We start from the raw sequence: 24,527 nt of genomic DNA, 5'->3' as shown, positions 1-24,527 counted from the left end.
AGAATTGGTATATTAGATTTATTACTCTTTGTATGAGTAACTTCAATATACCAGAGATATGTTACAAACGAATGAAAGAATTCTAGCTGAAAAAAGGTTTATAGAAAGAAAAGTAGAAGCCGATGAAAATATAAAAAGAATGAGACATGACTTAAAAAATTATTATCATATTTTAAATGGCTATGCCAATGATGGAAATATAGAAGAAATAAAAAAATTCTTAGAAACAAGAATTGGTATACTGGATAAGTCATCATCATTTATACATAGTGGTCACTCATGTATTGATAGTATTCTTAATGAGAAAATATTTGTTATGAAAGAAAAGAATATCCAATATACTGAAAACTTAGTTAATATGTACATAGGAAATATTGATGTTAGTGATTTATCATTATTAATAGGCTTAGCACTCGATAATGCTATTGAAGCAGCAGAACAAGTTAATGACTTTAAGGAAATTGAATTCACTGCTAAGAATTATCAAGGTTATCTTGTTCTGTATTTCAAAAATTCAATTATATCTAATAGTCACCCGGATTTTAATAAAACAAGTAAATTATCTGATTCTTTCAATCATGGATTTGGAGTCAAAGGGATTAAACAGTTTGCTAAAATATATAATGGGGAAATGAAATATATTACAGAAAAAGATAAAGTCATTCTAAGAGTGACTTTAAGCGTGAGTAATGGCTGAATACTTTAAATATTCAGCCATTTTTTATTGAGATTCTAGATATTTAAAGAAAACCTCTTTAAATTCTTTATATTTCTTTTTAGATATTGGTAACATATCTTTATTTGTCATTGTGATTGTTGCACTATCATATCTTTCAATATGTTCAAGATTCACAATAAAACTTCTTTGAATTTTAAAGAAATCACATTCCAACAATGCTTTCTTAATTTCTGTAATAGATTTTATAGTTCCATAGAATGCACCTCTTGTAGAATGAATTTTATATTCTCTATATGCTGTTTCTATGTATAGTATTTCTTTGGTATCAAAAACTATGTTTCCTTCTGTTGTATGAAAGACAAAAGATCTACTTGTATCCTCCAATCTTTTCATTGCTCTTTCTAATTCACTAATAAAAAACTGTTCTTTTACAGGCTTTTTCATATATTGAAATGCATTGACAAGAAATGATTGATTAAAATAATTCATATGACTTGTAATAAATATTATCATACACTCTGGCTGTATATTATGAATCATCTGTGCAATGTTAATACCATTGCCATCATTTAATTCAATATCTAAATAAACCAAGTCATAATCTTTTTTCATAATACTATTCATTAATTCTCTTGAATCATAAAATGAATCTACATATAAAGAGACATCATCATTTGTTTCCTTATATGTCATTAAACGCTTGAAGATATCGTTCACATAATATGCTTCATCATCACAAATTGCTATGTTCATAAATAAATCTCCCTCTTTATTTACTTTCTTTGTTTTCTTAAAAATTCTTCAAATTCTAAATGGTTTTGAATTAACATTCCTTTACTTGTTGAAAAAACTTCTCTTGTTTTGAGTATTGCATTTCTGTCAGTTAGAAAGTCAAGACATTTCATATTGATTAGCACACTTTGATTGACTTGAATAAACCATCTTGCTCTTAGTGCTGGTCTAAGTTTATAACGATTCTTAACATGGGTCATAAAATGTTCTTCATTAACAGTAACAATTTCTAAATCATTGTAATATGTTTCTACATATTTAATTTCATCTACACTAAAAACACGCTTTCTAGCAATATCTCTTATTGGAACAACAAATTTTATGTTTTGACTTCTATACCAATCTAATGCATAATTCATGACATCTTTAAATTTATTTGTATCAATTGGCTTTAATAAATATTCTAAAGCATGTACTTGAAATGCTTCTTGAACTTGTCTGTATTTATCACTTATAAAAATAACACGACATGCTGGATTAGCTTTTCTCAGTAATTGTGCAGCTTCAACTCCTTTCCCATTTTCTATATTCATTTCAATAAATGCAAATTGATAGGAATGTTTCTTTACACTGTCTATCAAATCCTTAATGTTTGAATACGTGTATGTATTCAATGGTATTTCCTTTTCATCGAAGCATTGAACTATCTTTTTCTCGATTAAATTTAGATAATCCAATTGATCGTCGCAAACCACTATGTTCATTATAAATCCTCCCCTTCATATTGAACTTTGCATATCTCATTTTACCTAATATTACCAAAATAGTCAGTACACTTTTATGCCCATTTTGGGTATTTTTACGCCTATTTGTCGAAAATTGTATTTTAGCTCAAATTTTCACATAAAAAAACATTTGCAAAACGCAAGAAAATTACCTAATGCAAATTCTATTAGTGTATAATATGCGCAAGGTGGTGAAATCATGAGTATTGGAGAAAGATTAAAAACATTAAGATTAGAAGCTGGATTATCACAAAGACAAGTTGCTGAAACATTAAAGATGTCTAAACCTATTGTTTCACAATATGAATCTAACCAGAGAACACCTTCTTTAGGAAAATTAATTCGTTTCTCTCGTTTCTATAATGCTTCATTAGATTACATTTGCGAAAACGTTGATGAAAAGAATGCGTATTTTGGTGATATCAAGTCATTACTCGAAAAAGACAAAAAATAACATAAAAGGTTGTAGCACGACATGTTACAACTTTTTATTTCAATTTTTTTTGACGAATTTATATGAATACCAAACAAAATAACTTCATATCTGATTTTATTCTTTCTTATTTGAAAAATGTTGATATAATAAGTCTTGTCTTTAAAGATAGTACCTATGCAAAAACAAAACCATAAAACATCAACAGAAAATGAACTTGAAATAAAATCAAATTGAGAAAGGGATTTTTCTCATCAGCAAAATTGTTTTTGTATAGAAGATACATTGATAATAACGACTTAGCCTAAAAGAACCTGGCTACTTGGTATTATGAATGTATAGATGAATCGATTCCTATCAGATAAAAAGATTTATCATGTCTACATCAAGTAGACACCCAAGGTTGTTTCTAAACGTATACCTAGAAACAACCTTTTTATTTTCCATATATGTTTTTATCATACCCATCTGTACTTTTTACCTACATATAAATCTCATAATATAAAATAAAAGTACTTATACATATTACAATCAATCAAGTTATCAATAGATTGATCAAAACAATCTATGAGTTTTAGTATATTTATAAAATATTTTCTTTGAAAAATAAAGAGAAACTTTTTATTAAATTGTAACAAGTTTTTTAATTATGAAAATATCTAATAACCCAGTAATCTCAAATATTTCCATTACAGATGATGTAACGTTTATGAAAATAAGTTCACCTTTTTTTTGATGTATTATTTTCTGAATTGATACAAAGACTCTTAAGCCTGCTGAAGAAACATATTCTAAATCTTTCATATCTATCTCTATTTTAATTATATCTTTTTCATTTAACTTATGAAATGTACTTTCTAATTGAGGAGCAGTCATTGTATCTAATCGTCCAATAATTTTTATATTTATTTCACATTCTCTTTGACTATATTGTATTTCTAACATATTTCATCTTCCTCACTTTCTAAACGTTGGCGTTTGACAAGTTCTGTAAAAATACCATTTTTTAAAATTAATTCATCATATGTCCCATCTTCTATAATTTTTCCATTGTCAAGTACAATAATACGATCACAATTTTTAATTGTTGATAAGCGATGAGCAATAACAATACGTGTACAATTCAAAGTGTCTAATGAATCAGATACAATTTTTTGAGTCATATTATCTAATGCACTTGTAGCCTCATCAAACATTAAAACCTTGGGTTTAGGAGCAATAGCTCTTGCAATTAATAACCTTTGCCGTTGCCCACCAGAAATCCCACCTGTACCTTCAGAAATCAATGTAAACATTCCCATCGGCATTCTTTGAATATCCTCAGCCATTCCTGCTTTACGAGCTGCTTCCCAGGCATCATCTAATGTCAAGCGTGGTGCTGAGATAATAATATTAGAGAATATATCTCCCTGAAATAATTTTCCATCTTGCATAACAACACCTATTTTATGTCGTAATGAGCGTAAATCAAGATTATTTATATCTTTTCCATCATAATAAATCCCTCCTCTTAAGGGTTTCTCAAATCCTAATAGCAATCTCATCAACGTTGATTTACCACAGCCAGTTTTTCCTACAATAGCAACATATTGCCCTGCCTGGATTTTTAAAGAAAGATGATTAAGTATGTAAGGCATATTGTCATGATAGCGAAATGATACATTTGACATTTCAATTGAACCAGATATTCTTTCTACTAATTGTTTATCTTCTAAAACTTCAGGTACAGTCTTAAAAATTGGTTCAATCATTTCTACAATTGGTATAACAATAGCAATTGACGATGTGATTTTCGCAAATGATAGTAGAGCAGCACTAATCATACCATAGGCACTGTTAAATGCCATGTATTCAGCAATTGATATATGATTTTCAATTGCAACATAGTACATGAAAATCATTCCACATAATGTAATCATAGAAGACAAAACAACATTAAGCTTTATAAAAAGTGGTGGATTATATTTATATTCTGCATTATCTTTATAAGTCTTTTCCCATTTCACAAAAGCGCGCTTTTCAGCACCTGAATTTTTTATTTTTTGAATACCAGATAATAAGGCAAAAACCAAGCTGTTTTCTCTATTTTCTGCATACATCTGTTTTCGTGTTAACTTTATTTGAATGATTGTTGTCATAAGACTTAATATTATTGTTAAAAATGTAAAAAACATTGCTGTTTTCAATAGTGAAGGTGTATAAATAAAAACCTGTACCAAATATAGCAAAGAAAAAACTGCTGTGAATCCTGTTGTTAATAATAAAGAAATGAATGTACTACATAATTTATTTAGATTTTGTATACGTCCTGCCAGTTCACCAGCACTAAACTTTTTGAAAAAAGTGACTGGTAATGTTAAAGTCCTCATCATTGTCGCTGCTTCTACTGAAACATCAATCTTTGTTTCAATATGTGATGTTATGACATTCTTTGCTATTTTAAATAATTCACTTGAAACAACAACACAAAGAAGCATAATTGATGAAACAATTAATAAACTTATACTTTTGCTTTCTATAACTGTAGAGAAAAAATATTGATTAAGAACAGGAACTATAAATCCTATGATTGTAATAATAACTGTAAGAATGAAAAGAAGATTAAAATCTTTTCCTTGTAATAAATGAAACATATATTGTATTAAATCTTTAAAATTCATTGTTCTTTGAGGAAAAGGCTTATAAAAACAAAAGGCCTCTAAAAGGATCTGCTTCTGTGTTTGCTTATTAATCTTTATAACCTCACCAGTTAGCGGATCATGATAGTAATAACCACCATATTTGTGTGGCAACAGTGCAATAATTTGTTCATCCTGATTCATCCCTAGCATTGCTCCCATTGCATCTTTGTACCAATTCTTAGTGAGATTCACTTTTCTCTTCATAATTCCTAGAGGAGAAAAAATAGAATCTATAAATTCATTCATATCACCATGAATTTCATTTAACTCTTTACATGGAGCATGATAAAAATTTAAAATATCAGCAATAGCACGAACCGTCATTTTTTTATCATTATTTATAACAGAATAAAGAATATTTTTTCCCATAACAACACTTGCAATATCAACAAAAGCTGAAGAAAACATTTCATCATCTTTTTCAATTCTTTCTTTCACTTGTTCTTCAAACCAACCCATACATATTCCTCCTACTCATTACTTACTAGACTTGTATATAGACCATTAGCCGCATATAAATCTTGATGTTTTCCACGTTCTACAACACGTCCATGGTCAAGAACAACTATTTCATCACAATCCCTAATTGTCGATAAGCGATGTGCAATAACAATACATGTTATACCTCTTTTTTGGATTGATTCAACAACCTCGAATTCTGTTTTCGCATCTAAAGCTGATGTTGCCTCATCCATAATCATAATGGTTGGATCTTGAGCTAATACACGAGCAATCTCTAATCGTTGGCGTTGTCCCCCTGAGAAGTCTTTGCCCCCTTCCATCATCTTGTATTCAAAACCATTTTCTCTTTCTAGAATATCCGAATGAATATTAGCATCTCTTGCTGCTAAAATCATTTCAAAATTTTCAATTGAATTGTCCCACATTTTAATATTTGATGATATTGTATCTTCAAATAATGTAATATCCTGATCAACAACTGCTAAAGAACTGGTAAGAATATGACGGTCAATTGTTTCTATTGGTTGTCCATCAAATAAGATTTCACCAGACCAAGGTTTATACAATCCTGTAATAAGTTTAGATAGTGTTGATTTCCCACAACCAGAACTCCCAACAAATGCAATCTTTTTTCCAGGCTCTAAAATCATATTAAAGTCTTCTATCAAAGGAGAAGCAAGTTTTGAATACCCAAAAGTAACATTCCTCAATTCTATCTTTCCTTTTAATTTTTCATAAGATAGACTCCCAATAGACTTATCATCGAAATGAACATCAGTTGGATATTCAAGCACATCTTCCACTCTCTCCATATCCACTCGCATTTCCTGTAAAATCTGTCCTGAGTGCAAAAGTGATTGTGCTGGTAAAAGAAAAGAACTTAAAAAACCTTGAAAAGCGAATAGCATACCTACTGTTAACTGATTTTCAATAATGAAATAAATTCCGACAACTAAAATCAATACATTGACAATCTGTAAAATGAGTGTAGGTATATACCCTAAATATTGATTAACTCTTGTATTCTTTATTTTCTGTGTATGAACTGATGCTTGAAACCCTGACCATCTTTCAAAAAATCCATCTTCAGCTCCACTTGACTTAATACTTTCTATCATTTCAATACCTGAAACTGTTGCACTCCATAGTTTTCCACTATCCCTAGACATCACACGAGCAATATTCATTCTTTTTTGTGTAATATATTGATTGAATAAAAGGTTGCATAAAACACCTGCAATACCAATTACAGCTAAAATAAGACTATAACGAACCATGACAATAAGATAAAAAAACATCATGACCATATTCAGAAACAATGGCGCTAAAGTATCAATAAATGATTTTGCAATTCCCTCATTATTATTTTTTCTAGCAGCTATGTCTCCTGCCATTCTCTGCGAATAAAATTCCATAGGTAAACGCAAAACATGCCACATGTAACGAACATTAGAAGAAATAGCCAGTTTACCTTCCAGCTTTATTGAATAAATAGCATTAATCCATTCAGCAATAATACGTATTGTACAAAAAATAATCAATCCAAATAAAAATGGATATAGCCATTCTAGATTTTTCGCTGTTAATAATCGATCCATAAAGATACGAGAAAAAACAGGATTAATAATATTAACTAATGATGTTATAAGCGTTGTTAAAACAACAAAAGCAATAGCAGCTTTGGCACCATTTAATTTTTTCTTCATAAAATCAAATATACTTTTTTTCTTACCTGTAGCTACAAAATGATTATCTGGTTCAAAGAGTAAACATATACCAGTAAAAGAACCATCAAATTCATCCATAGACACTTCTACTTTTCCTCTTGCTGGATCATTAATCATGGCTTTATTTTTTTTAAATCCATTTAAAACAACAAAATGATTAAAATTCCAGTGAATAATACATGGAAATGATCCTTTCAGTTTTAATGTATCTGGTTCATAACGAAACCCCTGTGCCTTCAATCCATAATTACGAGCTGCTTTTAATATATTTTTAGCATTAGAACCATCTCTAGAAACTCCACAATCAACTCTTACCTGTTCAAGTGGTATCCACTTTTTATAATAAGCCAAAATCATTGCGAGTGAAGCGGCTCCGCACTCAAGTGCTTCCATTTGCATGACCACAGGTACCTTGACATACCCTTTATGTATTGCATATATTTTTTTGTTTTTCATTTCATTTCACCTCATCAATTTAGCAAAAAAGATATTGGCGCTATAGATTCAATAAGAATTGATGCCTGATAATTTCCATCTGGAATATAAGGAATAGATATTTCCATTCTCCAATTATCCTCTTCTTTTGTGACTGAAACCACTTCACCATGATAAGAATCAGCTACAACTTCCATGCCTGCATCAATATTTGCTTGATTTTCAAATAATTGAGTCATCGCAATACCATCAACCACTGTTATATTACATTCTATCTGTGTTTCCAAACGACCGAGAATTCCCCACAAACAAGTTGCTACAAGGATTAATATAATAGCTACTATAATCAACCAAACACTTAAACCAGTGACTTTCATATAATCATTTAACTGTTCTGGTGATGAAATTTTATTTAAACTCTTCTCTCGAAATAATCCCATGACAATTCCTCCCTCTTTAAAAAATTTCTTCTTTCATAATTCCTAAAGACAAATCAAACAAATCTTGTTGACAGAGTATTTTTGTCCGTTCTTCAACACTCATATGAAGACAACGATTCGTTTGACTCCATTGTTCAAGCTGTTGGGCACATTGAATTAACAAATAGCTAATGACATCTACTGGTGTTGAGGATAAATTTTGTGTATAAACTTTTAATCGTCCACTCATTCCATCTGAATCATCAGAAAGACCCATGAATTTTAGGAAGTATTCAGCTGAATATTTATTCATAGCTGCCATCATCCCATTAAAATCTGCAATCAATTCATCATGAATATGATTTTTAGAGGTTCCATAATGCAATTTTGTATAATAATGAGTACATTCATGCTCTCGCCTAATTATCATTGATTTTTCTGCCCACTCTGTTTCTGTAAATTCTGTTTGTCTTGCAGAAATATGACTATACGGTTTACCAGATAGAAGTATAAAGCGATTATTTTCTCCATAGGCAAATGATGCCCCTATTTCTTCAATATGCTGAATATCTTCTCGATGATAAATAATCTTTTTTAACATCTCTTCAAAGTCATGAACATTATTTGTTGAAATAACTGGTATCTCTCCTGCAAAAGACTTATAAATTTCTATTTTTAAACTCTCTGGATCTTCAAAACAAATCTTTGATGGAGGTTTCAATAAATATGTATGAATCGCTTTTGGAACATCTTCTTGAGCCATAATCATAATGGGAATCCACTTTAAAAGATAATCATCATCCTGTTCATTTTTTTGATGCCATGAATGAAATCTTGGTGAACAATATTGACATAAATCCTTTTTATCCTCAAATGATAAATCATATAAATCTAAATAATGTTTCATAATACCTCCTGTTTCCTTACATAAGCACGAATAAGGGTATCCGCAGCATAGCGAATCAAAAAACATGGTTCTAAATCAAGACGATGACTAAATTGACACCCTCCTAAACACATTGGCAGAAACTGACAAGATTCACATTGTTTGGATAGATTCAGATGGTTAGAAGACTGAATAGTATTCTCATCAATATGATTAATTTCTCCTATAATACACTCCTTACAGCCACTCTCATTTTCACATTGACAAATTGTTCCATCTGGATTAATCACATATGCTTGAAGATGATCATTCATACAAGCAGTGATTCGAGGATATTCTTGAAACAACTCCTCTACTTGAAATAGATTTCCTTCAATAAGAATGGACATGATTTTTTGCATAACATATTGTCTTTCTTCAAAAGTCACAAAAATACGAGAATTTATCTTTGGATTATCTCTAATAAATTCACCATAAGCATGCACATATTTATTATCTTTAAAAACGCTGACTAACCACTGACACAAATCAATGATTTCTTCAAAATTATCTTTATCAATATTAAGACGAATAGTCACATGAATATGTTGATGAGATAAAAGTTGTATATTATGAATAACTTTTTCAAATGGATTTATACAAGGATTCATATAATTCTTACGCTGATTATAAGTTTCATACAATCCATCTAAAGTTATCTGAACACTTTTGAGATGCCAATATTTTTTAGCGTTTTTAATTTTTTCAGGATTATCCAATAAATAGCCATTTGTAATCATTTGAGAAGTTAAAGGAATATTTTTGATAAACAACCAATTGCATATATATTCAATTAATTCTGCATTCATCATTGGTTCCCCACCAAACCACGTGAATTGAACCTTTTCTATATCTGGCTTTGTTTCAATAAAATGAATTATATTTTGGGCGGTTTGTTTTGTCATAGATATTTGTTGAATACCTTGTTCAAAACAATAAAAACATCTTGCATTACATTTTAATGTTGGTAGGATTGTTAATCCTAAACTCTTAGTTAATATATATGGTCTTATTTTGTGAACAACATCAAGATATATTTTCTTTTCATCAATTCCTTTCTCAATCCAAAAACCTTGTTTTATGAAATGATTCTTTAGATTTTCATTTCTTGTTTCTTCCTGTAACATTTCTAAATATTCAGCATGTTCTAAGAGAGACATTGATTGAAAAAGTGTGTTATAGATAATCCATTGATGATGATAAGATATGCATATATTAAAAGCTGATGTTTGATATTGACTCCAATGTGCATGTTTATAAACGAATGCATGTTTTTTTATCATATTTATAATCTGTTCAGCATTTAAATCTTCTGAATAACAATGGATAATTTGAAGAACGTTATTATTTGCATCATGTAATTTTTTCATAAGAGTTCCCTTTCTAAAAAAAGACATGTCTCTTTAGAGTCTTATCAAACTCTAGAATTGGACATGTCACTTTATTTTATCCAAACATATTCCAGAATGTTGGACATCCATCTTGCATAAGTGTACTACAATCTGCTTTTTTACTACTTTCGCCACACCCACCACCAGCTACTGATTCTAATTCATCATCAGCTATAATCTGATCTGGTTGATGAAGTCTTTGAAATAAGTTTTCAGCAGCGAGTTCTGTAATCTCAAATCCTTCTTCATGAGCAATCTCTTTAAGTTCCTGAGCATTTCTAGCTTTTTTAACTTTAGAAATTATTTCTGGTGTTAATTCTCTCATAATTATATTCCTCCATTACTTATTACCAGCGGATAAGACTCCGCAATTGGCATTGCAACTTCCATCATTACATCCGCCAGCAACTGCTTCTAATTCATCATCAGAAATATCTCCTTCACTAGGATTTAAGACTTGAAAATAATGTGATGCATCGTCATAAGACAGAGTGTAACCATTCTCTTCAGCTAGACTTTGTAACTCTTCTACTGATTTTGCTTCTTTGGCTATCAATAGTAAACCATCATTTAACTCAACCATTCTTGATTCCTCCTTGTATGTATAATTTAAAGATACAGCATAAAAACAATAAAATTCATTTATCCTTTTTATTTACACTTTTTTAAACATAAATTACCAAAATATTTATTCATAAAACAAAACACGTTCATGAGAATATGCTAATTTATGACAAAAATATGCTTTTATGACTTAAAAAAACTTGTTTAATCATCCTTCAACTATACTTTTATTCATAGAAAAAAGGAGGCATTTACATGTATTATAAATTAAACCCAGATATTGCATTACGTCGTTGGAAATATGTTCCCTATGCATATTACAAAAAAGGAGTTCGTGAAGCTCAAAAATTAAATAAGGAACAATTTGACACTCTTATCCAATGCGATGGTCTTACAGAATTGCCTGATACCCCATTAGTTCATCAACTCATTCAACAAAATTTTATCATTCCTGTAACCAAAGGAGATTTATCAAGCACATGGTCACTGTTCAAAGAAAGTCAAACACGTTATTTTCCTGCTCTTTATCTTGTCATTACTGGAAAGTGTAACTATAATTGTCTACACTGTTTTATGGCAGCGGATAATGCTCCAAAAATGACTGAATTATCTTATGAAACTTGTTTAAATATTTTAGATGAATGTGTGAAATGTGGTATTCAAACAATTGTCATTACTGGTGGAGAGCCATTTGTTCATCCCCACTTTATGGATATTTTAAAGGCTTGTCAGCAAAGACATTTAACTGTTCAAGATATTAATACAAATGGGAGTTTTATAACAAAAGACATTTTAAATCAGATGCTGGAAATTAATATTTTGCCACGAATGAAAATAAGTTTTGATGGCTTAAAACATCACGATTGGATGAGAAATATTAAAGGGGCTGAGAAAAGAACAATTCAGGCAATTCAACTTTGCCATGATATGGGTTTCCCTGTTGAAGTCCAAACAAATGTTCACTTAGATAATTTAGATACACTTTTAGAAACCGCTGCTTTCTTCGATCAAATGGGAATAGAAGAAATGCGTATCATTCGAACAACGGAAGCACCTAGATGGGTTCATAATGCCAATGGCAAATGTTTGGATTTAGAAGATTATTATCAGAAAATGACTCATTTTGCGAGTCAGTATGTTGCTCAAAAAAGACAAATGCAGATTGATATCTGGCAGTTTCTGACACTATTCCCAAAACAAAAAGTCTATCGTTACCGTCCTATTTCATTAACTGGCCATTCCTATCGTAGTAATTATCCTGTATGTGCTGGAAATCGTGGAATGGTTACAATTACCAGTTCAGGAGAAGTCGTTCCTTGTGCCCAAATGTCAGGATATTATGAAAAGAATCAAATGTCTTTAGGGAACATTTACGAAACGACATTAGAAAGCCTATTAACTGATAGTCCCTACTTAGACAAGATTACCTGTCCTATCTCTAAAGTTCAAGAGCATGATTCCTCATGTAAAGCATGTCCATACTGGAAACTCTGTGCTGGTGGTTGTCGTGCAATTGCTTTGGCATTAACCCACGATGAATTGGCACGTGATCCAGCAAAATGCTTATTCTTCCATCACAATTGGATGGATAAAATTGATCATGCTATTCTTATAGCAAATCATGATTACCAAAACATTGATACAATTGATGGAAAACCAGTACGTGAATCTATTCATAAACAAGAAGGACAATAAAGAAATAATTATTTACAAAAGTATTATATGAAAAGATAGAGTATTCATAATGATTCAAAATGAAAGACAAAACTTCAAAGAAGTCTTGTCTTTTTCTGGCAAAAACATTATTGAGAGTTATTTCATTCCAGGCCCACGCGTTGGCTGTCGTGGAATATGGACTCCACCTACAACACTTTCTAACGCTTCATCACTTAATTGACTGGCCATTTCTATTGCTATTTCATATGGAATATGTATACCTAGTATATTTCCATAATTAACAATATCTTCGACATCATGCAACGAAAGTAGTTTTTCTTTTTGTAACTGATTCAACTGTTTGAGAACATCAATTTTATACATAGTCTTCGTTCCTTTCTTTTTGTATTATAAATATGTTTTTGCCATTTTGATAAGTATAAGTCACTTTATCCATGATTTCCTTAACCAAATAAATACCTAAACCGCCTATCTTTCTTTCCTTCACAGATGTATGTATTGGTGGAATTTGACTATTTAAAGGATTATAATAAATTCCATCGTCCTCAAAACTTATGATGATTTGATTTTCATTTATCAAATAATGAATTATAACATGTTGAGCTTGACTATAATAAACAATATTTGAATAAATTTCATCAATCGCAATCAATACTCTATAAATCAAATTTTTAGGGTAATTATTTAGTTCAAGTAATATTTCTATTTGTTGATTAATGTCTTGAATTTGTTCTACTGTTATATTGTTTTGAAAGGATATTGTATTTGCTTGATATTGTAAAACCATCATAGTGATATCATCAAACTGTTCAGCCTTTCCAACGAAAGTCATTATATTCTCTTTTATTGATCTTATGATATTTTGAGGATTATTATATTCTACTGCATCCAAACATAATTTAAGACGCTCATCTCCAAATAGATTCATTTCTTCATTCATAGCTTCTGTAACACCATCAGTATAGAAGTATAGAATATCATAGGGTTTTAATAGTATACAATTCTTTTGATAAGAAGCATCTTCCATTATTCCTAACATAATGTTTCTATGAAAAGAACTATTTTGAAGATATTTGTAATCTCCGAAATAACTTTTGATTAATGGTGGGTTATGGCCTGCATTGATAAATTCTAACTTTCCACTGTCTAATGTTAAGATTCCTAACCAAGCTGTTACAAACATATTTGTATTATTGTTTTCACATAAAGAACGATTTGCCTTGTTCATGATTTCTTCAATCGATTGGCTTGTCATTGTTAAATTTTTTAATAACGTCCTAGCAGTCATCATAAATAGAGCAGCTGGAATTCCTTTTCCTGAAACATCAGCAATAACAAAGGAGAGATGATTATCATCAATTAAGAAAAAATCATAAAAATCACCACCCACATCCTTTGCTGTTTCCATTGAAGCATAAATATTAAATTCTAATTTGTCTGGAAATGCTGGAAATATATTAGGTAATACTGTTGTTTGAATGTGTTTGGCTACATCTAGTTCAGCTTGATTTTTTAAAGTTTGTGCAGTTAGAGATATTCCTTTAAATATAGCCCAATACATCATTATATAAACAAGTACTAAACCACCTGATGAACTCATATAAATCAAAATATCCATCCAATTTTTAGATAAATAAGTAATTGAAAATGTTTGTAGAATAGATAATAAAACTGTAAAAACAATCACAGATATAAGTGGAACCTTTACAAAATGATCCATTTTTACATCTGGCGTATAAAGACTTTCTTTAATAAAAGAACAAATATACTTTTTGTATAAAAAGTAAAATATGACATAACTGCAAATAAAAATGAATGAGATAATCAATAAATCTGGTTTTATTTTTAGACTTGAACTATCAACATTATTAAGAAATGGCAACATAATAAAACCACATATAATTTCATTAATAACTATTGCAAATAATCCCACAAGTACAGATATAAATGTTTTCATTGACCTTGTCTGATTATAAACCCAATGACATCCTATATATGTCATAAGTGTTGGGAGTAAAAGTATCAATGCATTATAAATAATATAGAAAATACTTAAAACAATATTTAACAAGGATTGGTTTTGCCATTCTATATTTTGAACACTCCTTATATATGCATCAAAATAAACCATTCCAACATAAAGAGTAAAATATATAATACTAATAAAACAAATAACAATGAACCACTTTCTTATTTTTTGAGATAATTTTTCTTTTTGAAATAATGTACAATCAACAATTGATATACACCACAAATAAGTCAAAAAGAATTGTATTAAGTCTGAAATGAGAGATTTCCAATCGAAATACATATTCATCACCTACTCTCATATATATTAACTTATATCATTTTTCCCTAAAATATTCATTGACGTACATTGCTACCTTTTTAACTCCAATTTCTGCACATGAATATATCATTATGATTCTCACAATTCTTCATAATTATTGATTGATACTATTGCATCTTCACCATAACTAAATCCCAATGATTTATACGTGCTAATTTCCCATATTCATTTAAAAATACATCGAGATCTTGAATATTATACCAGCCAAGATTAGGATCAAAGAGAATAATTTGCTCCTCTGGAGTTATTATTAATGTTAATGCATGTTTTTCTCCACTTATTGTCGTATATCCAATCATTAAAAAATGCGGTGTATGTAATTCTCTAAAATAGTGTTGTTGTATATCAGCAGCAACCATACTATGTAAACCACTACTATAATAACTTTGATTTTGGATATCAAAACTATCATAATCATCTACAAAGTAATCTAATTCAGGAATGAATTTATTATCTTTAAATGCTTGACCTACGAAAATGATTTCATCTTTAAAATTACCCTTTTGTTTCAGATAATCCGCATATATTTGACTTAAAATATCTAAACATGGTTTTCTATGAAGTAATGCTAAAAATACTATCTCATTTATAGAAAATGCTAAATCCATTGTTCTCATTCTTAATAGTCCAAAGTAAAAAGAAAAGAGAATACACATACCTTTAGGATAATTTGCTTTCTTTGAAGCACCATCCTGTGACCATGATTTCAACAATTGACTACCTTTTATTTTCATAATTATATCCTCCACTTTAAAATATATTATCAATTGAAAATAAATATATATATAAATAATTTGTTTTTACATATTTCATATACATTTATACATATCTTCTCATGTTAAATATAAAAAAAGAATAAGATGAACTTATTCTCTTCAGGATAAAATTATTCAATTATTTTTAAGTAGATAACTATAAACGATTTGGATATACACCTTTATCAATAAGTTTATGTATACTTTCTTTCACAGATTCTTTGTCTTCTTTGTATGTCACTCCAAACCACTCATCTTGTGATTTTAAGACTTCAACACTTATTTGTTTATCTTTTAATAAGTCTCCAATGATTGTTGGTAATAGATATTCTGTTTTTAAATCTGCTGATTCAAGTGATTGTAAAAAGTCTTCAAAGCCTTTTTCTAAAATATCAATAAACTCTGGATAAAGTCCCCACATATTCATAGACACAATCGAATCTAAATCAATAACCTTATTATTAACTACTGCTTGACCATTCTTTTTTTCAATATTATGTGTTTCGACAATATCAACTAATTTATGATCCAAACTTGCCTCACAAATACCTCTTGTGACACCACCATTATCACTCAATGTATTCTTTAAAACAAATCCTACCATACATGCTGGTAATACATTACATTCATGTTTTGTTGTTAAATATTGATAAGCAACATGATAGGCCTCTTTACCATAATAATCATCTGCATTAATAACTAAGAATGGTTCATGAATCAAACCTTTGCATGCTAAAATAGCCTGACCTGTTCCCCATGGTTTCTTTCTCTCTTTAAATATCTCCTTATACTGACTAGGTATATTTGATAACTCCTGAAATGCATATTCAACATGTATTTTCTTTTTGATTCTTTGACCTATGATTTCATCAAAATCTTTTTCTAAGTCTTTTCGAATAACAAAAACAACCTTATTAAAACCTGCTTGAATCGCATCATAGATAGAATAATCCATAATAATCTCACCATTTGGTCCGACTGGTTCTAATTGTTTAATACCTCCACCAAAGCGACTTCCAATACCTGCTGCCATAACAACTAATGTTACATCTTTCAATTGATTCTCACTCCTTTTCATTATTGTATAATGTATAAAAACAAATTACAATGATAAAAGAGCATTAATAACTATAATTGAATGTAGCATCTTTAATTATCATCATCAACATCTAAACCTGTTCCATCTAATGCACCTGATTCTCGTAACAACTGATTTCCAAAATAGCCACATAATCGTTCTAAAAAATAATTATTTCTCATATAAATTTTTAAAACAGTGTAGTATGCTATTGTTGATGGATCTTGATGAGGATACTTTATAAAAGCATAAATTGAACGCAAATAAATAGGCGAAGTATTATATTTTTTTATCAATTGTTCTTTTGACATAATTTCACTACCCATACTTGAACGTGTTTGAGTACCAATGAGATTGAACTTTTTATCAAATATATAATGACGTAAATCATCTGAAAACCGATCTATTTCTACATATATTTTTAATTCCTGTATTATATGTGAGATAGCTTCATCAATATTATCTTGTTTAGAGTATATGTCTATGAGAAGCGAAAATATTTTCCATATCATGACTACGTTTTCACGTTTAACTTTTAATGACAATAAATCTTCTCTTAATAAAGTTTTTAGTGAATCTGCTGTTATATTTATAGTACCATTAATATTAATCTTGCTCATTATCCAATGCGAAATTTGTTTTGAATAAATAACAGATAACTCTAGAAAATCTAATTGTTCCTGTGTAAGTGTCTTTTTTAATGGACTGACATAACCACAAGATGGATGATAACTTCTAATTCCTCCATATGAGTCTACAATTAATTCAAATAAACTTCCTTCAATAGATTCATTAACTGCATGTTTATCTACTTTAATCATACGTATTGAACCTAGAAACTTCTTTTCAAATGCTTCTATAGAAGGATATATTTTCGCATCCCAGTATTTTTTCACCCATATTCTTATTGTATCTATATCACGATTTCTAGCTTTTTTATCAGGATTGGTCATACATACACAATAAGACCTATAAACTTCTCTAGTCGGCCCAGATGGATGAATTAGGCGTAATCTCCCTTTTTCAAAATAAATACTTCCTACTTTATCATCATGCTCTGATGCAAACAGAGGTTGACTACCTAAAATCATACCACTTTTAGGCTGAATTAACGATGGTAAAACAACAGGAGATTATTGCATAATTGGAACTTGCCTTCCTGATATTTCTGAATTTGTGCTTGATTGTTGAATTGCCCTTAAAGGTGGAAGTGTGGTTGTTGGTTTCGTTTTTTGAACAGTATCTTTCTTAATTGGTGGTATTAGTATTCTATCCATTCTTAACTCCTTTCTCTTATCTCTTTAAATGATATATAATAATTCTTTATTAAGATAAAACCATATCTATTTATAATATTATTTTTTTCTTGTATGTAATTTTGTTTGCTCAATGACATGAGTTTGTTCTAAAAGCAAATTTGATAAAAAACCTTTCATATAATTATAAAGAATAGAATTATTATCTTTAAGCCATACATTAAAAATTTTCTGTCTTATAAATTCATGGATATCTAGATTAAAATCTTTTGAAATTTCCTGAGCAGTAGACATAAGCCAATTACCTTGATAAGGAGTTATAAATTTTTCATATAGTTTTTCAATATCTTTTGAAGTTGTCGCACTAAAAAGACAAAAATTATTCTTTAAAAGTTGTTTATAATTCTTCTTTTTAAATGCTAAAATATATCTAATAAATTCATCAACTCCACTAGACTTTAATGCGTGTTGAAATGCATTGACAACATTTCGAGGAATAAAAATACTACTTATTGCACTTTTAACACTTTTAATGGCTATATCTTCTTTATCTGACTCATTATACATTGACAATAACTCATCAAAAAGATTATTAATTTCTTGATTCGCAGTATCGTAGTCTATTTTGTTTACAAATGAACTTATAATTATAGTAACAATTTCTTCTATATATTTAATGACATAGTATAAAAGTTCAGTGTCAAGATTGGTACCTGTAGAAGGATAAGGTGTGACTCCACCTTCCGATGGGTGAATTCCAACAATAGTTCCTTCTTTATCAAGATGCAATTCGTATAGTTTTCCTCTCATGACTTGATGAGTCTCTAATAAAGAGCCAACATTTTGAAATATCTTTTGAGCATAATAGTTACTAAAACATTGTTGAAAATCACCTAGTTTAGGAAGACATTGATGTTCAAAATAATAGGTTTTGATCCATACCTTTATTTCAGAATAAACATCTTGTTTTGTAATAGAGAGACGATAAGGAATATATTCTTCTACAGTTGGTCCCATCGGATGAAATAAACGTATACGCCCTTCTGCATAATAAATACTCCCAACACCCCTACCACCTTGTGATACAAATAATGGTGATGTTCCAAGTATTTCTGGTTCTCTTGTCCTGGTCAGTATTCTTTGTTGTGGAATCGGTGTTATTTCAGACATAGGAACTGGTGGTAGTGGTGAAATTGTATGATCTTTATCTGCATCTTTTGTCATTTCATCTGGTATAGGTCCTAAATCAGTAGTTGTTTTAAACATATTTGATTCCCTTCTTATTCAGCTATATGCATTGGATTTAATCCCATATCTTGAAGAAGATGAGTTGCTTGTAATAATTGATTCTTAAAATATCCAATGACTCTCATAAAATATATTGAATTCTCTTGCATTGCAGAATCTATTCTACAAAAATATGCTATATTGATATGATCATCTATAAATTTTTGTGGGTCAGTCAAATCATTTATTTGAAATATACCATCAAGAGTTGGATAACCAAAAAAGAAATCAGAAGTCAGGAAAGTATGAAGAGCTAATTGACATTCTGGAAGTTGCTGTTGTTCTAAACTAGGAAATTGGTCTTTGATTTTTGATATTTCACCTATAAAATGATTCTCTGGGAAAAATCTTTTAATCAATTTTGTTATCATATCATCAGTAAAAAATGGGATTGCAAACTCAAATAATTTAGCTATTAATGGAGATTTCTTTTCATACATTGATTTTAAACTTTCTAAGACATTAGATAATGTAAGTCCACTATTCATGAATTGTTTTATGATCTCATTTGTAAACCAATCAATATTTTTGACAGTATCATATAATTCATCCATTTTTTCATATTTAAAGTCGGGTGCTATAGGTACTACACCTCCTCGTGAAACATGAGAACCAATAATATTGTTTCCATTAACGATCAATTCAAAAAAAATACCAGCTATTTGTTCTTGAAGTTTTACTTTTGGTATCTCTATACAATAACCCTTTTGTTGAAATTCACTTTTAAACTCATTAAAATGTACTTTCTTAGTTTGATCTTTAGTCTGATTACTTACCCATAGTTGAGCAGACTTTGCAGCATTTTCAGAAGGAAATGAAAAATATAAAGAATCATAATCAAATACGTCTGGTCCCCCATCTTCATAAATTAAACGTATATGTCCGCCATCATAATAAATACTTCCATCCATCTCATCTTTTTGACTCATAAAGAATGGGTTAAATCTTGTCGAAGGGACTGTAGTAGGTGTTACGACTTTTTCAGATACTTTTGGAATTGGATCTACACTTACTTCGCTTAGAGGAACTTTCTTGGGAATAGGTGGCATTCGTGGGATTCCTGTCATATTGGCTAAATCTAATATACTTTTAGAGGCTGGTTTACCAAAAGTTTTTTTTCTACTCACATTCATGTTTTGCATCAAACTTGGTTTTTGTGGATTCATACTCATTTTTATTCACTTATCCTTTTCATATATTATTTTTATCTTATTATTAACATAACACTTTTAAGAGATAAGAAAATTTTTTTTAATAAAATAATGAATAAACGTTAGTATTATTGACTTAAACGTATCTAAATATTTTCATAGCCTAAATAAAGAATGAAACATCTTTAATTTGAATGCAAAAAAGGAAGTAAATTCAATGACTTCCTTTATATTCCTTTTCTTTATTTAATGTGTGATTGCTCATATATATTAGTCATTTCATCTTTAATAAGACTATAAAAATCCCTTGCTAACTCTTTTTCAATAATATCCTCATCTCTTTTATTGTCATGTAATGTATAATAGACATCATAAACAAAAGATGATTCTCCTAATAAATATTGAACTTTCATGATATAATCATCTTCTTGATATTTTGTCTCTAAAACAACAAATTCAGGCTTTAAAACATCTATTTCTTGCTTTTGATATTGAATAGAAAGAAGATCATATTTATTAAAGATTGCAATATTTGTATTATCCACTAAAGACATATCAGGTTGATCATTTAACCAATAGATATACCCTAAAAATAACCAAGCTAAAGTCGCTGATAATGAATAAACATAAAAAACACCAAAGTCTAATAATCCTCCTATAAATTCACTTACATATATCATGATAAAAAGTAGAATAATGTAATAAGATTTTTTATTCTTATATTTTATCAATATATCTCTTGTTGTAAATAATGTTTTAATAAAGAAGATAAAAAATAATAAGAAACCAAATACTCCAGCAGTTATTAATGATTCTAAGAAAACATTATGACTGTGAAGAATTTGCTGTCCCCATGTATCATCTGAGGTTGTATCAACAAGCATTGATCTAAAGTTTCCTGCGCCAATTCCCTGAATTGGTGATTTTTGCCAAACGTCTAATGAATCTTTAGCTAGAGTCACACGTCCACTACTTACATCATCTACAAGATGAATAATTTTAGGTATATTTTGAAGTTGCCCACTCATTGTTAAAGAAACAATCTCCTTAAGTTTAGAAAGCTGAAAGCGCCCACCATCTTCCTCTGTCGCCCCTTGTAACTGTGGAATAATAAATGCAACCTTATTCACAACAACCGTTCCTGATAAGATACATAAACACATGACAAGATTCAAACATATCTTTTTCACTCTTGATATTTCCTTCGCTCTAAAGAAATGATAATAGAGAACAGCAGTCACAACAATAGCTAATATAATTATCGCTGCTCGACATTGTGTTAAGATAATATATCCCAACTGAATAATAATATTTATATAATAAAGGAATTCACCTTTATAATGATTCTTGATTGCAACTAATGACAATAAAATAACAATAACTGCTAAAAATGATGCAGGATTACAATTAAAATAAACTCCAAATAAACGTGTCCCTACTAACCCTATATACCAGCCATTTTGAGTACCTGAAATATTTAAGAAATACATACCTAAAGATATGAAAGATGCAATACCTACAAGAATACAAGTCAAAGGTATTATACATTGTAATTCTTGTTTTAATTTTTTGAGTGTCATTGATCTTGGTTGACCAAAAATCAATAAGAATATAATCATCTGCATACCTGCAATAAGAAAAGAATTCTTATTTGAATACTCTTTATTGAGATAAGTTGCTATAAAAAGTAACAAACCATATAACCCAATAATTAATAAGTGATTCTTTGAATAAAAGAACTCACCTTTTATGAAACTATATATCAATATTATTGCACCATATCCAAATACAAATAAACATAGAGGATTAAAAGTTATTCCAAAATATCCTAATGCTAATGTATTTGTAAATAAGTAAACTATAAATAATAATTTAAAATATTTTCTATCTCCTAATAATTTATCTAACATTTTTATCACCCCTCTATATACAAAGTGGATACCCAAAGGTACCCACTTTTATTTATTAACTTACTGGTTTTCCAGCTAATACATTTTGTATAGCTTGTTTATTTTCAGCAACACTACTATCATTTGGAATCATATAATATAATTTATTATTTGGCATATATGCTCCACCTGTCATTGTTTTCCCAGTTCCAGTTAATTGTTTTTGTATAATCGTCCAAGATGCCATATCACTAATTTGCATTTGTAATAAACCTGTAATATCACCTGATTCCATATTCGTTTCAAATGATCCATTAATAGAATTTAAAACACTTGAATAATTTGTAATAATAGCTGGTGACATCATTTTCTTAAGCATTGCAGTTAATACAAGTTGTTGATTATGAACACGGGCGTTATCTCCACCACCTAAAGAATATCTTTCTCTAGAAAAAACTAAAGCCTTTTCTCCATTAACATGATTAATTCCTTTTTTAAAAGTAGTACCGTCATAAGCTGTAAATGCTACTTCACTTTCAACATCTACACCACCTAATGCATCAACCATTTTAATTAATGATGTAAAATTGACTCTTGCATAGTAGTTAATATCAATTCCCATAAAGTTTTCCATTGTCTTAACTGTATTTTCAATACCACCCAATCCTGAATGCGTTAGTTTATCTTTTTTACCTTTATTCGCTAAAGTCACATAATAATCTCTTGGTATACTTGTCATCAGAATTTGTTTCGTTTTTGGATTCACAGTGACAATCATATTGACATCTGTTCTAGAAACTGTTGATACTTTACCATATGTATCAATACCACTAATATAAACAACAAAAGGTGCTTTTGTAACATCAACATTTTTAGAAATATCATTTGTTTTGACAGTAATGTCTTTATGCCAAATCACTCTTGTTTCTGTCTCAAAATTTGGATGATTTGCTTCTAACATTGCATAATAAGCTTCATTTACAAATATAGCATTTGTTGTTCCCTTATATAAATCATCTGCCATTTTAGCAAATTCATCAACTTCTTTTGTTTTAATTGAAGATTCTTCATTTTTAAGAGCTTTAATAGCTTCTTCCATTTTCTCTGTTTCTGCTGACATATTAACTTCAATTGTTTCACCTTTTAAATCAGATAACTCTTTATATTTACTCTTTTCCATAACCACAACAGAAATACGGGTCGTTTCGGTATTAGCACCAGTAATTGCATCAATAAGTGAATTTCCTTGAGCTATATATAAAGAACCTACTAATAAAAGTACACTCAGTAAAATACTTACAAACTTTCCTATAACAGTACGAACTTTTCCTTTTTTCTTATTTTTAGATGGTTTCATTAAAAAGAAAACTCCTACATTCAATAATGCAAGCAATATAATAACAATAATTGCATATAACATAGGCAAAGCACCTAATTTAAATAACAATCCAATAAGTATTAATGAAGCAATAACTTGAATAGCTAAAATAACTCTCCATTGTGTAACTTTTTGGATTATATTTTCTTTTTTAGACATAACAATCTCTCTTTTCTTAATTCTTTAACATATTAGCATAACAATGTGTACTTTTCAAGAACATCTCATATGCATAATATGAATAATTACAACTCTATTTTATATTTATTATGTATCAAAGTTGTTTATATTTTATTTGTTTTGAATAAATTTTGATATAAACTTTAATTAATTTATTAGTCAGATCTATTACAAAATCTTTATAACTATGCTTTCTTTTTTTATTATACTCAGCAGGCAATTATATTATCCAATAAAAGATAATAGCTAGTTATCCTTTATAAATAGGAGTGCTGTTGGGTTGAATCGTTGCA

Annotated in this window: 23 protein-coding genes; 3 read left to right on the top strand and 20 right to left on the bottom strand. The window is 29.3% G+C overall.

Features of this window, described 5'->3' with window-relative positions; genetic code table 11:
- The first annotated feature begins 58 nt into the window (after positions 1-58).
- Positions 59-697: a GHKL domain-containing protein gene (locus tag AC5M21_RS13345; RefSeq protein WP_493531507.1), complete on the top strand. Its 639-nt coding sequence runs from the start codon at positions 59-61 to the stop codon at positions 695-697.
- A 24-nt stretch (positions 698-721) separates the two neighbouring features.
- Here the strand turns inward: AC5M21_RS13345 and AC5M21_RS13340 are convergent, their stop codons facing one another.
- Positions 722-1,432, bottom strand: coding sequence for a LytR/AlgR family response regulator transcription factor (locus tag AC5M21_RS13340; RefSeq protein ID WP_008788559.1), 711 nt, complete (start codon positions 1,430-1,432; stop codon positions 722-724).
- A 20-nt stretch (positions 1,433-1,452) separates the two neighbouring features.
- Positions 1,453-2,175, bottom strand: coding sequence for a LytR/AlgR family response regulator transcription factor (locus AC5M21_RS13335; protein WP_117599057.1), 723 nt, complete (start codon positions 2,173-2,175; stop codon positions 1,453-1,455).
- A gap of 220 nt (positions 2,176-2,395) precedes the next feature.
- On the opposite strand from AC5M21_RS13335, the gene AC5M21_RS13330 reads away from it, so the two are divergent.
- Entirely contained in the window at positions 2,396-2,650 is a 255-nt protein-coding gene (locus AC5M21_RS13330) for a helix-turn-helix domain-containing protein (RefSeq protein WP_008788557.1), read from the top strand.
- 603 nt (positions 2,651-3,253) lie between these two features.
- On the opposite strand, the gene AC5M21_RS13325 is transcribed toward AC5M21_RS13330, so the two are convergent.
- The 8 genes from AC5M21_RS13325 to AC5M21_RS13290 all read right to left on the bottom strand — a co-directional run bounded on the left by AC5M21_RS13325 (position 3,254) and on the right by AC5M21_RS13290 (position 11,252).
- A complete protein-coding gene (locus AC5M21_RS13325) occupies positions 3,254-3,574 on the bottom strand; it encodes an STAS domain-containing protein (protein ID WP_302280741.1) in 321 nt (106 codons plus the stop codon).
- Complete coding sequence (locus AC5M21_RS13320; RefSeq protein ID WP_346965645.1) at positions 3,568-5,769, bottom strand: NHLP bacteriocin export ABC transporter permease/ATPase subunit; 2,202 nt, start codon at positions 5,767-5,769, stop codon at positions 3,568-3,570. The genes AC5M21_RS13325 and AC5M21_RS13320 overlap by 7 nt, the downstream gene beginning before the upstream one ends.
- 11 nt (positions 5,770-5,780) lie before the next feature.
- Positions 5,781-7,955, bottom strand: coding sequence for an NHLP family bacteriocin export ABC transporter peptidase/permease/ATPase subunit (locus tag AC5M21_RS13315; protein ID WP_302280943.1), 2,175 nt, complete (start codon positions 7,953-7,955; stop codon positions 5,781-5,783).
- 14 nt (positions 7,956-7,969) lie between these two features.
- The gene (locus tag AC5M21_RS13310) at positions 7,970-8,374 is read right to left on the bottom strand and encodes a hypothetical protein (RefSeq protein ID WP_302280942.1); all 405 of its coding nucleotides are present in this window, start codon (positions 8,372-8,374) and stop codon (positions 7,970-7,972) included.
- 16 nt (positions 8,375-8,390) lie between these two features.
- A complete protein-coding gene (locus tag AC5M21_RS13305) occupies positions 8,391-9,260 on the bottom strand; it encodes a DUF7005 family protein (protein ID WP_302280941.1) in 870 nt (289 codons plus the stop codon).
- The gene (locus AC5M21_RS13300; RefSeq protein WP_412254544.1) at positions 9,257-10,648 is read right to left on the bottom strand and encodes a radical SAM protein; all 1,392 of its coding nucleotides are present in this window, start codon (positions 10,646-10,648) and stop codon (positions 9,257-9,259) included. Before AC5M21_RS13300 ends, AC5M21_RS13305 begins: the two co-directional genes overlap by 4 nt.
- Positions 10,649-10,724: 76 nt before the next feature.
- Positions 10,725-10,994 (bottom strand): hypothetical protein, encoded by a 270-nt coding sequence (locus tag AC5M21_RS13295; RefSeq protein ID WP_302280874.1) that lies wholly within the window; start codon positions 10,992-10,994, stop codon positions 10,725-10,727.
- Between the two features lie 15 nt (positions 10,995-11,009).
- A complete protein-coding gene (locus AC5M21_RS13290) occupies positions 11,010-11,252 on the bottom strand; it encodes a hypothetical protein (RefSeq protein WP_302280873.1) in 243 nt (80 codons plus the stop codon).
- Between the two features lie 236 nt (positions 11,253-11,488).
- On the opposite strand from AC5M21_RS13290, the gene AC5M21_RS13285 reads away from it, so the two are divergent.
- Positions 11,489-12,928: a radical SAM/SPASM domain-containing protein gene (locus tag AC5M21_RS13285; protein ID WP_302280872.1), complete on the top strand. Its 1,440-nt coding sequence runs from the start codon at positions 11,489-11,491 to the stop codon at positions 12,926-12,928.
- A gap of 117 nt (positions 12,929-13,045) precedes the next feature.
- On the opposite strand, the gene AC5M21_RS13280 is transcribed toward AC5M21_RS13285, so the two are convergent.
- From AC5M21_RS13280 to AC5M21_RS13235, 10 genes are all read right to left on the bottom strand, one after another.
- Positions 13,046-13,273, bottom strand: a complete 228-nt coding sequence (locus AC5M21_RS13280) for a hypothetical protein (RefSeq protein WP_302280871.1) — start codon at positions 13,271-13,273, stop codon at positions 13,046-13,048.
- A complete protein-coding gene (locus tag AC5M21_RS13275) occupies positions 13,266-15,221 on the bottom strand; it encodes a SpoIIE family protein phosphatase (RefSeq protein ID WP_302280870.1) in 1,956 nt (651 codons plus the stop codon). Before AC5M21_RS13275 ends, AC5M21_RS13280 begins: the two co-directional genes overlap by 8 nt.
- Positions 15,222-15,367: 146 nt before the next feature.
- Complete coding sequence (locus AC5M21_RS13270) at positions 15,368-15,994, bottom strand: hypothetical protein (protein ID WP_302280869.1); 627 nt, start codon at positions 15,992-15,994, stop codon at positions 15,368-15,370.
- A gap of 178 nt (positions 15,995-16,172) precedes the next feature.
- A complete protein-coding gene (locus AC5M21_RS13265) occupies positions 16,173-17,072 on the bottom strand; it encodes a nucleotidyltransferase family protein (protein WP_117599058.1) in 900 nt (299 codons plus the stop codon).
- Positions 17,073-17,164: 92 nt separating this feature from the next.
- Entirely contained in the window at positions 17,165-18,184 is a 1,020-nt protein-coding gene (locus AC5M21_RS13260) for a hypothetical protein (RefSeq protein WP_302280868.1), read from the bottom strand.
- Between the two features lie 42 nt (positions 18,185-18,226).
- Positions 18,227-18,370 (bottom strand): hypothetical protein, encoded by a 144-nt coding sequence (locus AC5M21_RS13255; protein WP_302280867.1) that lies wholly within the window; start codon positions 18,368-18,370, stop codon positions 18,227-18,229.
- A 78-nt stretch (positions 18,371-18,448) separates the two neighbouring features.
- Positions 18,449-19,615: a hypothetical protein gene (locus AC5M21_RS13250; protein ID WP_302280866.1), complete on the bottom strand. Its 1,167-nt coding sequence runs from the start codon at positions 19,613-19,615 to the stop codon at positions 18,449-18,451.
- Between the two features lie 14 nt (positions 19,616-19,629).
- A complete protein-coding gene (locus AC5M21_RS13245) occupies positions 19,630-20,808 on the bottom strand; it encodes a hypothetical protein (RefSeq protein WP_302280865.1) in 1,179 nt (392 codons plus the stop codon).
- A 221-nt stretch (positions 20,809-21,029) separates the two neighbouring features.
- Positions 21,030-22,697: an O-antigen ligase family protein gene (locus tag AC5M21_RS13240; RefSeq protein WP_302280864.1), complete on the bottom strand. Its 1,668-nt coding sequence runs from the start codon at positions 22,695-22,697 to the stop codon at positions 21,030-21,032.
- Between the two features lie 55 nt (positions 22,698-22,752).
- Positions 22,753-24,213 (bottom strand): LCP family protein, encoded by a 1,461-nt coding sequence (locus tag AC5M21_RS13235; protein WP_412254537.1) that lies wholly within the window; start codon positions 24,211-24,213, stop codon positions 22,753-22,755.
- Positions 24,214-24,527: the final 314 nt, after the last annotated feature.

It is taken from the genome of Coprobacillus sp. (assembly GCF_984815275.1).
The sequence above is the reverse complement of the archived record's forward strand: the minus strand, read 5'-3'. Positions and strand labels throughout refer to the sequence as shown.

Coding starts and splice junctions, on each gene's coding strand:
- AC5M21_RS13285 (WP_302280872.1), top strand. CDS start 11,489: ATGTATTATAAATTAAACCCAGATATTGCATTACGTCGTTGGAAATAT.
- AC5M21_RS13250 (WP_302280866.1), bottom strand. CDS start 19,615: ATGTTTAAAACAACTACTGATTTAGGACCTATACCAGATGAAATGACA.
- AC5M21_RS13255 (WP_302280867.1), bottom strand. CDS start 18,370: ATGGATAGAATACTAATACCACCAATTAAGAAAGATACTGTTCAAAAA.
- AC5M21_RS13310 (WP_302280942.1), bottom strand. CDS start 8,374: ATGGGATTATTTCGAGAGAAGAGTTTAAATAAAATTTCATCACCAGAA.
- AC5M21_RS13280 (WP_302280871.1), bottom strand. CDS start 13,273: ATGTATAAAATTGATGTTCTCAAACAGTTGAATCAGTTACAAAAAGAA.
- AC5M21_RS13335 (WP_117599057.1), bottom strand. CDS start 2,175: ATGAACATAGTGGTTTGCGACGATCAATTGGATTATCTAAATTTAATC.
- AC5M21_RS13340 (WP_008788559.1), bottom strand. CDS start 1,432: ATGAACATAGCAATTTGTGATGATGAAGCATATTATGTGAACGATATC.
- AC5M21_RS13245 (WP_302280865.1), bottom strand. CDS start 20,808: ATGAGTATGAATCCACAAAAACCAAGTTTGATGCAAAACATGAATGTG.
- AC5M21_RS13240 (WP_302280864.1), bottom strand. CDS start 22,697: ATGTTAGATAAATTATTAGGAGATAGAAAATATTTTAAATTATTATTT.
- AC5M21_RS13345 (WP_493531507.1), top strand. CDS start 59: ATGTTACAAACGAATGAAAGAATTCTAGCTGAAAAAAGGTTTATAGAA.
- AC5M21_RS13275 (WP_302280870.1), bottom strand. CDS start 15,221: ATGTATTTCGATTGGAAATCTCTCATTTCAGACTTAATACAATTCTTT.
- AC5M21_RS13235 (WP_412254537.1), bottom strand. CDS start 24,213: ATGTCTAAAAAAGAAAATATAATCCAAAAAGTTACACAATGGAGAGTT.
- AC5M21_RS13305 (WP_302280941.1), bottom strand. CDS start 9,260: ATGAAACATTATTTAGATTTATATGATTTATCATTTGAGGATAAAAAG.
- AC5M21_RS13270 (WP_302280869.1), bottom strand. CDS start 15,994: ATGAAAATAAAAGGTAGTCAATTGTTGAAATCATGGTCACAGGATGGT.
- AC5M21_RS13315 (WP_302280943.1), bottom strand. CDS start 7,955: ATGAAAAACAAAAAAATATATGCAATACATAAAGGGTATGTCAAGGTA.
- AC5M21_RS13330 (WP_008788557.1), top strand. CDS start 2,396: ATGAGTATTGGAGAAAGATTAAAAACATTAAGATTAGAAGCTGGATTA.
- AC5M21_RS13325 (WP_302280741.1), bottom strand. CDS start 3,574: ATGTTAGAAATACAATATAGTCAAAGAGAATGTGAAATAAATATAAAA.
- AC5M21_RS13295 (WP_302280874.1), bottom strand. CDS start 10,994: ATGAGAGAATTAACACCAGAAATAATTTCTAAAGTTAAAAAAGCTAGA.
- AC5M21_RS13260 (WP_302280868.1), bottom strand. CDS start 18,184: ATGATTTTAGGTAGTCAACCTCTGTTTGCATCAGAGCATGATGATAAA.
- AC5M21_RS13300 (WP_412254544.1), bottom strand. CDS start 10,648: ATGAAAAAATTACATGATGCAAATAATAACGTTCTTCAAATTATCCAT.
- AC5M21_RS13320 (WP_346965645.1), bottom strand. CDS start 5,769: ATGGGTTGGTTTGAAGAACAAGTGAAAGAAAGAATTGAAAAAGATGAT.
- AC5M21_RS13290 (WP_302280873.1), bottom strand. CDS start 11,252: ATGGTTGAGTTAAATGATGGTTTACTATTGATAGCCAAAGAAGCAAAA.